Consider the following 13,286-nt stretch of genomic DNA (forward strand, 5'->3'; position numbering starts at 1 on the left):
CTTGACCGACAAGCCCGTCACCCTGGCCGCGATCATCGGTGCCCATGGCGTGGCGGGCGAAGTCCGTCTGAAGCTGTTTGGCGAAGGGGCCGAGGCCCTGAAAAGCTACAAGAGCTTCGATGCGGCGGGGCGCACATTGACGTTGAAGTCGGTGCGCCCCGGCCCCAATGGCGCGGTGGCCCGCTTTGCCGAGATCGGCGATCGCGGCGCGGCCGAAGCCCTGCGCGGCACGGCGCTGACCGTCCCGCGTTCCGCCCTGCCGGCCTTGCCCGAGGGCGAATATTATCATGCCGACCTGGTCGGCCTTCCCTGCACCAGCAGCACCGGCGAGACGCTGGGGGAGATCATCGCGGTCGAGAATTTCGGCGCCGGCGACATCATCGAGGTGCAGCGTCCGTCCATCGAGGGCAAGCCCGGCAAGCGCTTCATGGCGCCGATGCATGTGGTACTGCTGAGCGAGGACGGCGCCGTGATTGACGCGGCTTTTACCGAATAGTATATACGCTCCGTATATACGGAGCTTCTCCATGGGCGAAGAATATCGGGCCAAGGTCTTTAAGTCGGGCAACAGCCTGGCGTTGCGGCTGCCAAAGGCGCTCGGCTTGCAGGAAGGCGCTGAAATGCGCCTGCGCGAGGAGAATGGCAAGTTCACCCTGGAGCCGGTTGATGCGCCGCCGCGCCTGATCGACGTCAGCAAATTTGCCGGCAAGGCGCCCTGGTTGGAGGCGTTCTCTCGCGAAGAATTCGATGACAGTCCGCGAGTGTGGGACGATCCCGACTTTCCGGGCTTTCGTTGATGTATTTGCTGGATACGAACAGTTGCATCTTCCTGTTCGCCGGCACCTATCCCGGACTGGTCAAGCGTGCGGCTGCGTGCCGGTCCGGCGATCTCGCGCTCTCTACGATCGTTCTGGCCGAACTGGCGCTTGGTTCGGCCAATGGCAAGATTCCGCCTGTCGAATTGCTGGACGCCTTTTTGGAGGAGGTTGTCCTGTTGCCCTTCGACGATGCGGCGGCGCGCGCCTATGCGCGAATGCCCTTTCGTAGAGGGCGATTTGACCGCCTGCTGGCGGCGCATGCACTGAGTCTCGACGCGACGGTCGTGACCAATAATCTGTCTGACTTTGCCGATATTCCCGACCTGAAAGTGGAGGATTGGACCCGGTGACGCGATGTTTCCTGCCCGTTCTGCTGTTCATGGCTTTTCTTCCCGCGCCGGCGGTTGCTGCCGATGCCAGGAAGATCGACGCTGCCATCCCCGAGATTGACCGTCTCTTTGCCGATTTCCAGGTCGATAGCCATGCGCTGGGCGTGGTCTATGGCATCGTCGCCGATGGAAGGCTGGTCCATGTGAAGGGCTTTGGCGCGCAGGATCTGGTGCAGAAGCGGCCGGTGACGGCCGACAGCCTGTTCCGCATTGCATCCATGACCAAGGCGTTCACGGCGCTGTCGATCCTGAAGCTGCGGGAGGAAGGCAAGCTCTCGCTTGACGATCTGGCCGAGACATATGTGCCGGAAATGCGCGGTTGGACCTATGCGACCAAGGATAGTCCGCGCATCCGCATCCGCGACCTGCTGACGCACAGCGCGGGCTTTGTCGACGACAATCCGTGGGGCGACCGGCAGACGCCGCTGCCCGACGCGGACTTCACCCGGATGCTGGAGCAGGGCGTGCCGATGAGCAGCGCGCCGGCGACCCATTATGAATATTCCAACTTCGGCTATGCGCTGCTGGGGCGGATCATCGCCAATGTCTCGGGCATGCCCTATCGCCGCTATGTCGAGCAGAGCCTGTTGACGCCGCTGGGCATGGCGTCGAGCGGCTATCAGTTGAGCGAATGGCCGGTTGCGCGGCGGTCGCTCGGCTATCGCTGGGAAGATGGGCGCTGGAAGCGTGAGCCCGACATGGCCGACGGCGCCTTTGGCGCGATGGGCGGGCTGCAGACCAGTGCCAATGACTATGCCCGCTGGGTGGCCTTTCTGCTGTCGGCCTGGCCGCCGCGCGACGATGCGGAGAGCGGTCCGGTCAGCCGGGCGTCGGTGCGGATGCTGGCGGAGGGTAGCAATTTCATGAGCGTCGGCCAGCGCAACGGCAAGAGCGGGGCGACCGCCTGCCGCCAGGCGGCGGCCTATGGCTTTGCCATGCGGATCGCGCAGGATTGCGACCTGGGGCTGACCCTGTCCCATGGCGGCGGCTATCCCGGCTATGGCAGCCATGTGATGCTGATGCCGGATTATGGTGTCGGCATCTTCGTCTTCACCAATCGCACCTATAATGGCGGGGCGGGCGCCGCCTGGGATGCGGCGATGCTGTTGCAGAAGGCGGGAGCGCTGATCGCGCGGGACGTGCCGGTCAGTCCGCTGCTGGCGCAGGGCTATGCCGCGGCGGGGCGCATCTACGCGTCGGGCGATGTGCTGGCCGCCCGCGACAATCTGGCAATGAATTTCCTGATGGATGCCGATGCGGTGCATTGGGGCAAGCGCCTGGCGGCGTTGAAGGGAGAGGTCGGTAGCTGCGCGGTCGATGCACCGCTGAGCGCGACAGGCAATCTGTCGGGCAAGTTCACCTGGACCTGCGAGAAGGGGCGGGTGGCGGGCAGCCTGTTGCTGGCGCCGACCGCCGACGCGGAAATCCAGGAACTGAAACTGGAGGTCAAGGCGCCCTGAGCGCGGCGCGATCGACAGTTTCCCCTGCGGCGAAAATGCTCTAGGCGCGCTGCCATGGCGCAAATTTTGACCGCAATCTATCTGCTGATGATGCTGGCCGGGGGCTGGCGGCTGTTCGGCCTTGGCTGGCCGCTCTGGGTGAAGGGGCTGGTGGCGATCGGGCTGGTCTGTCCCCTGCCGCTGCTGGTGCTGCTGCCGGGCATGCTGCATCCCGAACGGCCCTTTGCCGACATGCTGCGGATGATCGGCTTCGTGATGATGGGCTGCGGTGCGCTCTGCCTGATTGGCGGCCTGTCTGCCGCCCGGCTGCGGGCGCGCCGGCGATGAGTTTTGCGGCCCAGATCCTGACCCTCTATCCCGAGATGTTTCCGGGGCCCTTGGGCGTGTCGCTCGCGGGGCGTGCGCTGGCCGAGGGGAAATGGTCGTGCGATCCCATCCAGATGCGCGGCTTTGCGACCGACAAGCATCGCACCGTCGACGATACGCCGGCCGGGGGCGGGGCGGGCATGGTGCTGAAGCCTGACATATTGGCGTGCGGCATCGACCATGCGCTGGCGCAGCGGCCCGACCTGCCGATCCTGGCGATGACGCCGCGCGGCACGCCGATCACGCAGGCGCGGATCCGTGCGCTGGCGGATGGTCCCGGCGTGACCTTGCTGTGCGGGCGATTCGAGGGCTTTGACGAGCGGATTTTCGATGCCCGACCGATCGAGCAGATATCGATGGGCGACATCATCCTGTCCGGCGGGGAAATGGGCGCGCTGATGCTGCTGGATGCTTGCATCCGCCTGCTTCCCGGTGTAATGGGCGCCGCTTCCAGCGGTGTCGAGGAATCCTTCGAAACGGGGTTGCTCGAATATCCGCATTATACCCGACCAGTCGAATGGGAGGGGCGCAGGATTCCCGAAGTGTTGCGATCGGGGGATCATGCGAAGATCGCCGCCTGGCGGAAACAACAGGCGGAGGCAGATACACGGCTAAGGCGGCCGGACCTTTGGGAACGCCATATCGGTGTTCGGGACCAGTCGCCCTCTGGTGCGCAACGCGAAAATAAGGACTGAGTTACATGAACTTGATCCAGCAGATCGAGGCCGAAAACATTGCTGCCCTGGCGAAGGAAATCCCCGATTTCCGTCCCGGTGACACCCTGCGCGTCGGCGTGAAGGTTGTCGAAGGCGAGCGCAGCCGCGTCCAGAACTATGAAGGCGTCTGCATTGCCCGTTCCAACAAGGGCATGGGCAGCAACTTCACCGTTCGCAAGATTTCGTTCGGCGAAGGCGTGGAGCGCGTGTTCCCGCTCTACTCGCCCAACCTCGATTCGATCACCGTCGTTCGTCGCGGTGTCGTGCGTCGTGCCAAGCTCTATTATCTGCGTGGCCGCACCGGCAAGCGCGCTCGTATCGCCGAGCGCCGCGATACCCGCACCGAAGGTTGATCCTTCAAAACTGTCCTTGACAGTTGTAAAAATGAAACAGGCGGTGGCCCCCGGGGCCGCCGCCTTTTTCTTTGTGTTACAATGATTTGACACATTGTTTTACGGCATGAATTATTGCGCTTGCGAACAAATTTTTGCGGCCACCCAAAGGGCCATTTCGCAGTCGATGCAATTATGCCAGCCTGATATTTCCAGATGTTACTGAGTGAAACGCACTGAAATTTCCGATTTCAGGAACGGATAGTTGCGTCCATTACGATCTCATCTGGCAACAAGAAGAGGGAGGTGTCGAAAGGTCTCTAAAAAAAGAAATAGGGGGCTTTTTGATGAAGTATCAGGGTCTGTTTTCATGCAGTGCGATTGCCATTGCACTGTCCTATTCCATGCCTGTTCTTGCGCAGGATGTTGCGCCCCAGGCGGCCGCAGCGGAAACGCCCGGCCAGACGATCATCGTCACCGGCACGCGACGTACCGACCGTACCGTCGCCGAATCGCCGACGCCGATCGATGTCTATTCCGGCGAGGAACTGCAGAAGCAGGGCGTCGCCGACATGAACCAGGTGATCCAGAACCTGGTCCCGTCCTTCTCGGTGGCGCGCTATGCCATTGGCGACGGCTCCTCCTTCGTCCGGCCGCCCAACCTGCGCGGGCTGGCGCCCGACCAGACGCTGGTGATGGTGAACGGCAAGCGCATGCATCGCTCCGCGCTGGTCCAGATCGGCGCGAACGCCCAGTCCGCTGGCGCCCATTCGGCCGACCTTGCGCAGATTCCGGCGATTGCGGTGCGCAGCGTCGAAGTGCTGCGCGACGGCGCTTCGGCCCAATATGGTTCCGACGCGATCGCCGGCGTCATCAACATGGCGCTGCGCGACGATACCGACGGCATTTCGGGCTATGCCCGCTATGGCCAATATTATCGCGGCGATGGCGAGGATTATCAGGTCGCGCTGAACGGTGGTTTCAAGCTGGGCGACAATGGCTTCATCAACATCAGCGGCGAATATGTGAACGCCGGCAAGACCAGCCGCGGCGTCACCCGACCCGGCGCGCTGGAACTGTCGCAGGAGCAGCCCGACATCGGCGTGCCCAAGCTGGCGCAGCGCTATGGCAATCCGAAGATGGAATCCTATCGCTTCTTCGTGAATGGCGGGTTCGACCTGGGCGACGAAAGCAGCATCTACTTCTTTGGCAATTACGGCCACAGCTTCCAGGAAGAGAGCTTCAACTATCGCCAGTCGGTCAATTCCGCCAATTTCGGCCTGAACGGCATCTTCAACGACTATTTCACCGATTTCGACAACACGACACCGGGCATCCAGACCGGCGCGGCGGGCGGCAATGTCTATGCGCCCAACGGTTATGATCCCACGACGCGGGATTATACGCAGGTGTCGGATTGCTCCGATCCGCTGGTCCAGAACTGGAGCTGCGTCTATTCGGGCGGCTTCACGCCGATCTTCTTCGGCAAGATCGACGATATTTCGGGCACCGTCGGCTACAAGGGCACGCTCGGCTTTGGCCTGAACTATGACCTGTCGGGCAGCTATGGCCAGTCGACGCTGAAATATACGATGGACGGCACGATGAACCCGTCCCTGGGCATCACGTCGCCGACCGAATTCTACCTCGGCAAGCTGGAACAGCGCGAAACGCTGTTCAATGCGGATTTCAGCTATCCCTGGGAAGTCGGGCTGGCGAGCCCGATCACGATTGCGTTTGGTGGGCAATATTTCCGGGAATCCTATGAACTGGGTCTGGGCGACGCCGCTTCCTATGCGATCGGGCCCTATACGGGGAACCTGGTCTTCCATCAGGATGGCACGCCGGTGCTGAACGCGGACGGCAGCCAGCTCTCGGTCGCGCTGCCGGTCGGCGCCAATGGTTTCCCCGGCTATGGTCCGGCGATCGCGGGTGAGAGCAGCCGCAATTCCAAGGGCCTCTACATCGACGTCGAAGGTGACATCACCGAAGCCTTCTCGCTTGGTTTTGCCGGCCGCTACGAGCATCTGTCCGATTTCGGCAATTCGACCACGGGCAAGGTGTCGGCACGCTACGCCATCGTGCCGGATGTGTTCGCGGTTCGCGGCACGCTGTCGACCGGCTTCCGTGCGCCGACGCCGGGCCAGACCAACACCAGCAGCATCGCGACCACCTTCAATCCGGGCAATCCCAACGCGATCGAGTTCATGACGCTGCCGGTCGCCAGCCCGGTCGCCCAATATCTGGGCGCGGTGCCGCTGAAGCCGGAAGAGTCGGTCAGCTTCTCGGCCGGTACGGTGTTCACGCCGGCCCCCGGCGCGTCGCTGACGATCGACTATTACAACATCAAGGTGAAGGACCGCATTGGCACCACCGGATCGCGGGTGATCACCGACGATCAGCGGCCCGAACTTCAGGCGCTGGGCCTGGCCAACTATGCCACGGTCAACGAGGTGCAGTTCCTGACCAATGCCTTCGATACCCGGACCCAGGGTGTCGACGTGGTTGGCAGCTATCGCTTCTCGACAGACAGCATGGGGACGTTCAACACCACGCTGGCCTTCAACTACAACAAGACGAAGGTCATCCGCGTCGGGCTGGACCCCGATACCGGATCGCCGATCATCAGCGACACGCGCATCATGCAGCTGCAGAATACGCTGCCCAAGACGCGCGTGATCCTGACCGAGAACTGGACCAGCGGCGCGCTGTCGGTGCTCGGCCGGGCGAACTGGTATGGCAAGTACAAGGTCTATGACGACGGCACTGGTGCGAACGGCGAAAGCTATGTCAATCAGAGCTTTGGCAGCGAGTTCGTGTTCGATCTGGAAGTCAGCTATCAGCTCAATGACAATTTCACGCTGAGTGCCGGCGCGCAGAACCTGTTCAGCAACTATCCCGACAAATATGACAATCGCGCCGGCGGGCTGGGACCGGTCTATGCGTCGACGGGTGGTCGCTTCACCGGTGACATCTATCCCGACGTATCGCCCTTCGGCTTCAACGGCGGCTTCTGGTATGCGAAGGTCGGATTCAAGTTCTGATCCCGCATCATCATGATCCGGTCGGCCGGTCCCTTGCGGGGCCGGCCGATTTCGTTGCAGGAGGGGCCATGTCCTTGACCAACCGCCTGGCGACCGCCGCCGACGAACCCGCTTTGTCCGCCCTGATGACGCTGGCCATCGAGCAACTGCAATCGGCCTATCTGACCGCGGCGCAGGTGCAGGCCAGTCATGGCTTCATGGGGCTGGACCGGCGGCTGATAGGTGACCGGACCTATTTCGTGGTGGAGGCGGAGGGGGCGATCGCCGGATGTGGCGGATGGAGCCGGCGTGCCACCGCCTATGGTGGCGACCACACGGCCGGGCGCGACGACCGCATGCTAGACCCCGCAACCGAGGCGGCGAAGGTGCGGGCGATGTACACCCATCCCGACCATATCCGCAAAGGGGTCGGCACGACCATCCTGGCGCTGTGTGAGGCCGCCGCGCGGCAGGAGGGCTTTGCCGCGCTGGAATTGTCGGCGACGATGGCCGGCGTGCCGCTCTATCGCAGCTTCGGGTTCATCGACGTCCGCCCGTTCGAGGATAGCGGCGTGCCGATGATCCTGATGCGCAAGGCAATCTGATTCAGGTGCGGCTGGTCCACCACAGGCCCGCCAGGCTGATGAGCGCGGCCGCCGACATATAGAGGCCGACGAGCGCGACGCCCTGCATCCCGATCAGCCAGGTCGCGACGATCGGCGCCAGCGCGCCGCCCAGGATGCCGCCCAGATTGAAGGCGAAGGACGCCCCGGTATAGCGCAGCTGGGTCGGGAAGAGGGCGGGCAGATAGGCGCCGAGTGGGCCGTAGATGAAGCCCATGACGAACAGAGCGAGGCTGAGCGCGACGAAGATCGGCAACAGCGCGGCGGTGCCGATCAGCGGGCCGAAGACGATGCCCATGACCAGCGTGCCGGCACAGCCCCAGGCGAGGACGCGGGTGGGGCTGCTCCTGTCCGACCACCAGCCGGCGATCACGATGCTGAGCGCCATGAACATGATCGCGCCAAGCTGGATCGCGAGGAAGATTTCCCGGTCGATCTTGAGCGCGGTGGTGCCATAGCCCAGGGCAAAGGCGGTTGCGATATAATAGACGGCGAAGCAGGCGGCGCAGGCGAAGGTGCCGGCGATGGCCGCGCCCAGATGGGTCGAGAGCAGGGTGGCAAGCGGCACGGCCGGCGGCGGTGCTTCCTGTTGTGCGGCGGCAAATTCCGGCGTCTCGGTGAGCTTGAGGCGGACCCAGAGGCCCAGGATCACGAGGACCGAACTGCCCAGGAACGGCAGGCGCCAGCCCCAGGCAAAGAATTCCGCATCGGTCAGGAAGGCGCCGAGCAGCAGGAACAGGCCGTTGGCGGCGATGAAGCCGACCGGGGCGCCCAGCTGCGGGAACATGCCGAAGCGGGCGCGCCAGCCTTCGGGTGCATTTTCGACCGCCAGCAGCGCCGCGCCGCCCCATTCGCCGCCCAGGCCAAAGCCCTGGCCGAAACGCAGCACGCACAGGATCAGCGGCGCCCAGAAGCCGATCATGAGATAGGTCGGCAGGAAGCCGATCAGCAATGTACAGCCGCCCATCAGCATCAGCGAGGTGACGAGCGTCGCCTTGCGCCCGATGCGGTCGCCATAATGGCCGAAGACGGCGGCGCCGAGAGGCCGGGCGAGGAAGGCGAGGGCGAGGCTGCCATAGGAGGCCATCAATTGCGCCGAGGGCGAGGAGGCCGGGAAGAAGAGCGAGGGGAAGATCAGGCTGGCGGCGGTGGCGTAGATGTAGAAGTCGTAAAATTCGACCGCCGTGCCGATGAGGCTCGCTGCCAGCACCCGCTTGTGCAGCCACATTGCGCTCATGCCGCTCGTCTGTTTCACGTCTTCTCGCCCCCTTTGGCGTCATGCCAGCGAAGGCTGGCATCTCTCTTCTTCAACATGTCTGAAGAAAAATGAGATCCCAGCCTTCGCTGGGATGACGTTATGATGTCTTTCGTTTCTGGTTCAGCAGCTCATAGGCCATGACCGCCGTTGCGACTGCGGCGTTGAGGCTGTCGGCCTTGCCCAGCATCGGCATCTTCACCAGCTGGTCGCATTCGGCTTCGTAGCTTTCGGGCAGGCCCTGCGCCTCATTGCCGACCAGCAGGAAGCTGGGGCTCTGATAATTGGGCTCCTGATAATCCTGGGTCGCTTTCAGGCTGGTGCCGATCAGTTCGCCCGGCCCCTGGCGCAGCCAGTGCATGAATTCGCCCCAGCGTGCCTGGGTGATCGACTGGGTGAACAAGGCGCCCATGCTGGCGCGCACCGATTCGACCGAGAAGGGGTCGACGCAATCGTCGATCAGGATGAGGCCGCCGGCACCGACCGCGTCGCCGGTGCGCAATATGGTGCCGAGATTGCCGGGGTCGCGCAGCGACTGGGCGACGATCCAGATGTCGGCGGTGCTGCGATCGAGCTTCTCCAGCGGGGTCAGCCGGTCGCGATAGACGCCGACCACGGCCTGGGCATTATCCTTGCCGCTGATCTTGGACAGAATATCGGGCGTGGTTTCGATCACGTCGCCGCCGTCCGCCTCGATCGCGTCGATCAGGTCGAGCGCGAGCGGGTGGGTGGAGCCAGCATGGAAGAGCATTTCGGGCAGCACGCCTTCCTCGCGCGCTTCGGTCAGGATGCGCAGCCCTTCGGCCAGGAACAGCCCTTCGGCCTTGCGATATTTCTTTTCCCGCAGCGAGCGCACGCGCTTGACCAGCGGGTTGGAAAAACCGGTGATTTCGCGTGCCACGTTCTGCGTCCTGCCTTCTGGTCCGCGACCAGTGCGGACGAAGCGGCCTCTCTATCGAGGGAATGGGAAAAAGGACAGCCTTTCGGTGTCAGTCGGGCTGGGCGGCGTCCGTTTTCGCGATGGCCACGCGATTGCGGCCGCCATGCTTGGCGGCATAGAGGGCGACATCGGCGGCGGCGATCCAGGCGTCGCTGCTGATCCGGTCGGGCCCGATCTCGGCGATGCCGAAGCTGGCGGTGACGCGCAGCGGCGGGATATGGGCGATTTCCAGCGCGGCGATGGCATCGCAGAAACGCTGGGCGGCAGCCCCGGCCTGCGCTGCATTGCTTTCGGGGAGCAGCACGCCGAACTCTTCCCCGCCAAGCCGGCCCAATATGTCGTTCGGGCGCTTGGTCCGGTCGCAACAGGCGGCGACCTCGCGGATCACGACATCGCCGGCGGGGTGGCCGTGGGTGTCATTGACCCGCTTGAAATGGTCGATGTCGAACAGCAGCAGGCTGGCCGGACGCGCATAGCGGCGGAAGAGGGCGATATGCTTGTCCATTTCCGCCACGAAGGCGCGGCGGGTGAGGGCGCCGCTCAGATGGTCGCGCTCGGCGATGCGGCGCAGTTCCAGTTGCTCCACCACCAGAGCGCCGAGATTTTCGAGGATGGCGATCTGGCCGGGATCAAATTCGCGCGGCACGGTATCGATCGCGCAGAGGGTGCCGACATTATAGCCGTCGGGCGTCGCCAGCGGGACGCCGGCATAGCTGCGGATGTTGGGATCGCCGGTGACCAGCGGATTGCTGCTGAAGCGTTGGTCGGAACAGGCATCGGGGACGACCAGCGGCATACGGTCGCGGATGGTGTGGTTGCAGAAGGCGATGTCGCGCGGGGTTTCGGTCGCGTCGATGCCGGTGCGCGACTTGAACCATTGGCGATCGCCGTCGATCAGCGACACGACCGACATCGGCACACCCAGGATCGACCGGACAAGCTGGGTGATGCGATCAAAGGCAGGCTCGGGCGGCGTGTCGAGAATTTCGTAGCGCCCGAGCGCGGCCAGGCGGGCGGCTTCGTCGTTCAATTTCGTGTCGAGCATGGCGCCTATCCACTTGAACCGGTGGCGAATGCTGCCTCCCGATCAGCGGTCGCCCTATATCGCAAGATGGGGCGGCGGGGCCGTGACGTCAATGTCGGGATGGGAACCCGTCGCGGCAACGCGGCCGCTGGTCGCGCCTATTCCTCGCCGAACTTGTCTTCGACCAGGGCGACGAGCTGGTGCAGGCTGTCATGCGCGTCGGGACCGGCAGCGCTGATGGTGATGCTGTCGCCCATGGCGGCGCCGAGCATCATCAGGCCCATGATCGATGTGCCGGTGACTTCGCTGCCATCCTTGCTGACGGTGATCTGGGCGGGCAGGCCGCTGGCCAGGGTCACGAATTTCGCGCTGGCGCGGGCATGGAGGCCGCGCTTGTTGCTGATCCTGACTTCCCGGCTGATATCATTCATGAGGTGCTGCCCAGCAATTCCGATGCGACGCTGATATATTTCTGGCCTGCTTCGCGGGCGGCGGCGACGGCGGCGCGCACGTCCATCACCTTGCGGGCGCTTTCCAGGCGGATGAGCATGGGCAGGTTGATGCCCGCGATCACCTCGATCTCGCCGGCCTTGAGCAGCGAGATGGCGAGGTTGGAGGGGGTGCCACCGAACAGGTCGGTCAGCAGGATGACGCCGGCGCCGTCATTGACGCGCGCGACCGCTGCCGCGATGTCCGCGCGGCGCAATTCCATGTCATCTTCCGGCCCGATGCAGATCGTTTCGATCTGCTGTTGCGGTCCCACGACATGTTCCATGGCCACGACGAATTCCGTCGCAAGCGACCCATGGGTGACGAGTACGAGTCCGATCATCTGCTTCCGCGGCCCACCTTTGTCATGATATTGCTTTCGGGCCTCCCGGTCTGCGCTTCTCCAGACTGTCCTGGGGCGCTGATTCCATATTGCGGTGCGAGACGGTGGGCGAAAAGCCCGCATCTTGCAAGTATCTAGCGACATGTTCGGCGACATGGACCGAGCGATGGCGCCCGCCGGTGCAGCCGAAAGCCACGGTAATATAGGTTTTGCCGGCTTCGGCGTAGCGCGGCAGCAGGGTCGTCAGCAGATCCTGGATCTTGCCCAGCGCCTCCTGATAGGCAGGGTCGGCCTGGATATAGGCGGCGACATCTGCGTCTAGGCCAGTCTTGGGACGCAAATCCTCGTCCCAGAAGGGGTTACGCAGGAAGCGCATGTCGAACATCAGGTCGACATTGCGCGGCACGCCGCGCGAATAGCCGAAGGAGAGGATGGTCAGCACCGGATCGGAGAGCTGTTCGCGGGCGAAGCGGGCGCGCATTTCCTGCTGCAGCGCATTGGTCGACAGGCTGGTGGTGTCGATCAGCTGGGCCGACCAGCGGCGCAGCGGTTCGGTCAGTTCGCGTTCGCGGGCGATGCCGTCGGCGGCCGGGCGATCCTGCGCCAGCGGGTGGCGGCGACGGGTTTCGGCATAGCGGCGTTCCAGCTCGGCGCCCGAGCAGTCGAGGAACAATGTCTCGATATCATGGCCATGGCGTTCGCGCAGCGCCTTGATCCGCTGGACGATGGCATTGGCGTCGAAGCCGCGGGTGCGTGCGTCGATGCCGAGCGCCAGCGGCCGGTCATCCTCGCCGCCATGACCGGCGGGCAGGGGCGTGTCGAGCAGGCGGTCGAGCAGCACCAGCGGCAGATTGTCCACCACTTCCCAGCCCATATCCTCCAGCGTCTTGAGCGCCGTGGTCTTGCCGGCGCCCGACAGGCCGGAGACGAGCAGGATGGTCTTGGGCGCGCTATCGCTCATGTCTTGCCCAGGGCCTTGAGCGCGAGTTCGACCTTGATCGGGGCGGACGCCTCATGCGCGACGACGGCGACCAGCGGAATTTCGACTCCGGCGATGGTGCGGGTGGCGGCGTGCATCGGCATGCGTTCGACCGTTTCGGCCAGATCGACGATCAGCGCGACCGGCGAATCGCCGACATGCGGCACGGGCACGATCCCGATGCCGCGCACTTCCATCTTGCCGCTGATGGTTTCGGGGGCGGTGGCGATCAGCCGGCCGTCGACCCGCTTGAGCAGGGTATAATCGTCGGAAACCAGCGTTGCGCCGCGATCGATCAGGCGCAGGGCAAGATCGGACTTGCCCATGCCGCTGGCGCCATAGAGCAGCACCGAGCGTCCCTCGATCGCGACGGTCGTTGCGTGAAGCGTCTCTGATGAAAGTGCCCGCACCATGTTCCCCTGCCTTCCTGCTTCTAGCCCCAGTTCGCCGCGTTGGAAATCGAATTGCGTCGATTCACGCGACATCGCAGCGGAGTATTGTGGCCAGCAGGAATGAACAGCTTATTGCT

Annotated in this window: 16 protein-coding genes; 9 read left to right on the forward strand and 7 right to left on the reverse strand. The window is 63.8% G+C overall.

The window, feature by feature from the left end; genetic code table 11:
• The first annotated feature begins 1 nt into the window (after nucleotide 1).
• The 9 genes from rimM (at nucleotide 2) to HH800_RS02760 (ending at nucleotide 7,709) form a co-directional block, all read left to right on the forward strand.
• Entirely contained in the window at nucleotides 2-496 is a 495-nt protein-coding gene (gene rimM / locus HH800_RS02720; protein ID WP_017501877.1) for a ribosome maturation factor RimM, read from the forward strand.
• A gap of 31 nt (nucleotides 497-527) precedes the next feature.
• On the forward strand, nucleotides 528-797 hold the full coding sequence (locus tag HH800_RS02725; protein WP_125986220.1) for an AbrB/MazE/SpoVT family DNA-binding domain-containing protein: 270 nt from the start codon (nucleotides 528-530) through the stop codon (nucleotides 795-797).
• Nucleotides 794-1,168 carry a type II toxin-antitoxin system VapC family toxin gene (locus tag HH800_RS02730; RefSeq protein WP_169860120.1) on the forward strand — a complete coding sequence of 125 codons (375 nt, stop codon included), beginning with the start codon at nucleotides 794-796 and terminating at the stop codon, nucleotides 1,166-1,168. The genes HH800_RS02725 and HH800_RS02730 overlap by 4 nt, the downstream gene beginning before the upstream one ends.
• A 29-nt stretch (nucleotides 1,169-1,197) precedes the next feature.
• The gene (locus HH800_RS02735) at nucleotides 1,198-2,667 is read left to right on the forward strand and encodes a serine hydrolase domain-containing protein (protein WP_169860121.1); all 1,470 of its coding nucleotides are present in this window, start codon (nucleotides 1,198-1,200) and stop codon (nucleotides 2,665-2,667) included.
• Nucleotides 2,668-2,721: 54 nt separating this feature from the next.
• The gene (locus tag HH800_RS02740; protein WP_010335523.1) at nucleotides 2,722-2,994 is read left to right on the forward strand and encodes a hypothetical protein; all 273 of its coding nucleotides are present in this window, start codon (nucleotides 2,722-2,724) and stop codon (nucleotides 2,992-2,994) included.
• Nucleotides 2,991-3,728, forward strand: coding sequence for a tRNA (guanosine(37)-N1)-methyltransferase TrmD (trmD, locus tag HH800_RS02745; protein WP_159366874.1), 738 nt, complete (start codon nucleotides 2,991-2,993; stop codon nucleotides 3,726-3,728). The genes HH800_RS02740 and trmD overlap by 4 nt, the downstream gene beginning before the upstream one ends.
• A 5-nt stretch (nucleotides 3,729-3,733) precedes the next feature.
• Nucleotides 3,734-4,102: a 50S ribosomal protein L19 gene (gene rplS, locus HH800_RS02750; RefSeq protein ID WP_004208091.1), complete on the forward strand. Its 369-nt coding sequence runs from the start codon at nucleotides 3,734-3,736 to the stop codon at nucleotides 4,100-4,102.
• A 326-nt stretch (nucleotides 4,103-4,428) separates the two neighbouring features.
• Nucleotides 4,429-7,125 carry a TonB-dependent receptor plug domain-containing protein gene (locus HH800_RS02755; protein WP_169860122.1) on the forward strand — a complete coding sequence of 899 codons (2,697 nt, stop codon included), beginning with the start codon at nucleotides 4,429-4,431 and terminating at the stop codon, nucleotides 7,123-7,125.
• A gap of 68 nt (nucleotides 7,126-7,193) precedes the next feature.
• Entirely contained in the window at nucleotides 7,194-7,709 is a 516-nt protein-coding gene (locus HH800_RS02760) for a GNAT family N-acetyltransferase (protein WP_097384264.1), read from the forward strand.
• 1 nt (nucleotide 7,710) lies between these two features.
• Here HH800_RS02760 and HH800_RS02765 read toward each other — a convergent pair whose 3' ends face one another.
• From HH800_RS02765 to HH800_RS02795, 7 genes are all read right to left on the reverse strand, one after another.
• On the reverse strand, nucleotides 7,711-8,964 hold the full coding sequence (locus HH800_RS02765) for an MFS transporter (protein ID WP_206379226.1): 1,254 nt from the start codon (nucleotides 8,962-8,964) through the stop codon (nucleotides 7,711-7,713).
• A gap of 118 nt (nucleotides 8,965-9,082) precedes the next feature.
• Complete coding sequence (locus HH800_RS02770; RefSeq protein ID WP_169860123.1) at nucleotides 9,083-9,883, reverse strand: TrmH family RNA methyltransferase; 801 nt, start codon at nucleotides 9,881-9,883, stop codon at nucleotides 9,083-9,085.
• Nucleotides 9,884-9,971: 88 nt separating this feature from the next.
• A complete protein-coding gene (locus HH800_RS02775; RefSeq protein ID WP_169860124.1) occupies nucleotides 9,972-10,967 on the reverse strand; it encodes a sensor domain-containing diguanylate cyclase in 996 nt (331 codons plus the stop codon).
• Between the two features lie 137 nt (nucleotides 10,968-11,104).
• A complete protein-coding gene (locus HH800_RS02780) occupies nucleotides 11,105-11,377 on the reverse strand; it encodes an HPr family phosphocarrier protein (RefSeq protein WP_004208085.1) in 273 nt (90 codons plus the stop codon).
• Nucleotides 11,374-11,778 (reverse strand): PTS sugar transporter subunit IIA, encoded by a 405-nt coding sequence (locus tag HH800_RS02785; RefSeq protein WP_004208084.1) that lies wholly within the window; start codon nucleotides 11,776-11,778, stop codon nucleotides 11,374-11,376. The genes HH800_RS02780 and HH800_RS02785 overlap by 4 nt, the downstream gene beginning before the upstream one ends.
• Nucleotides 11,779-11,800: 22 nt before the next feature.
• Complete coding sequence (gene rapZ, locus HH800_RS02790) at nucleotides 11,801-12,739, reverse strand: RNase adapter RapZ (protein WP_004208083.1); 939 nt, start codon at nucleotides 12,737-12,739, stop codon at nucleotides 11,801-11,803.
• A complete protein-coding gene (locus tag HH800_RS02795; RefSeq protein WP_004208082.1) occupies nucleotides 12,736-13,170 on the reverse strand; it encodes an HPr kinase/phosphorylase in 435 nt (144 codons plus the stop codon). The genes rapZ and HH800_RS02795 overlap by 4 nt, the downstream gene beginning before the upstream one ends.
• Between the last annotated feature and the right edge of the window lie 116 nt (nucleotides 13,171-13,286).

The sequence above is a fragment of the Sphingobium yanoikuyae genome (assembly GCF_013001025.1).
In the GTDB taxonomy this organism is placed as follows: domain Bacteria; phylum Pseudomonadota; class Alphaproteobacteria; order Sphingomonadales; family Sphingomonadaceae; genus Sphingobium; species Sphingobium yanoikuyae_A.

Coding starts and splice junctions, on each gene's coding strand:
- HH800_RS02725 (WP_125986220.1), top strand. CDS start 528: ATGGGCGAAGAATATCGGGCCAAGGTCTTTAAGTCGGGCAACAGCCTG.
- HH800_RS02735 (WP_169860121.1), top strand. CDS start 1,198: ATGGCTTTTCTTCCCGCGCCGGCGGTTGCTGCCGATGCCAGGAAGATC.
- HH800_RS02740 (WP_010335523.1), top strand. CDS start 2,722: ATGGCGCAAATTTTGACCGCAATCTATCTGCTGATGATGCTGGCCGGG.
- trmD (WP_159366874.1), top strand. CDS start 2,991: ATGAGTTTTGCGGCCCAGATCCTGACCCTCTATCCCGAGATGTTTCCG.
- rplS (WP_004208091.1), top strand. CDS start 3,734: ATGAACTTGATCCAGCAGATCGAGGCCGAAAACATTGCTGCCCTGGCG.
- HH800_RS02755 (WP_169860122.1), top strand. CDS start 4,429: ATGAAGTATCAGGGTCTGTTTTCATGCAGTGCGATTGCCATTGCACTG.
- HH800_RS02760 (WP_097384264.1), top strand. CDS start 7,194: ATGTCCTTGACCAACCGCCTGGCGACCGCCGCCGACGAACCCGCTTTG.
- HH800_RS02765 (WP_206379226.1), bottom strand. CDS start 8,964: ATGAGCGCAATGTGGCTGCACAAGCGGGTGCTGGCAGCGAGCCTCATC.
- HH800_RS02775 (WP_169860124.1), bottom strand. CDS start 10,967: ATGCTCGACACGAAATTGAACGACGAAGCCGCCCGCCTGGCCGCGCTC.
- HH800_RS02780 (WP_004208085.1), bottom strand. CDS start 11,377: ATGAATGATATCAGCCGGGAAGTCAGGATCAGCAACAAGCGCGGCCTC.
- HH800_RS02785 (WP_004208084.1), bottom strand. CDS start 11,778: ATGATCGGACTCGTACTCGTCACCCATGGGTCGCTTGCGACGGAATTC.
- rapZ (WP_004208083.1), bottom strand. CDS start 12,739: ATGAGCGATAGCGCGCCCAAGACCATCCTGCTCGTCTCCGGCCTGTCG.
- HH800_RS02795 (WP_004208082.1), bottom strand. CDS start 13,170: ATGGTGCGGGCACTTTCATCAGAGACGCTTCACGCAACGACCGTCGCG.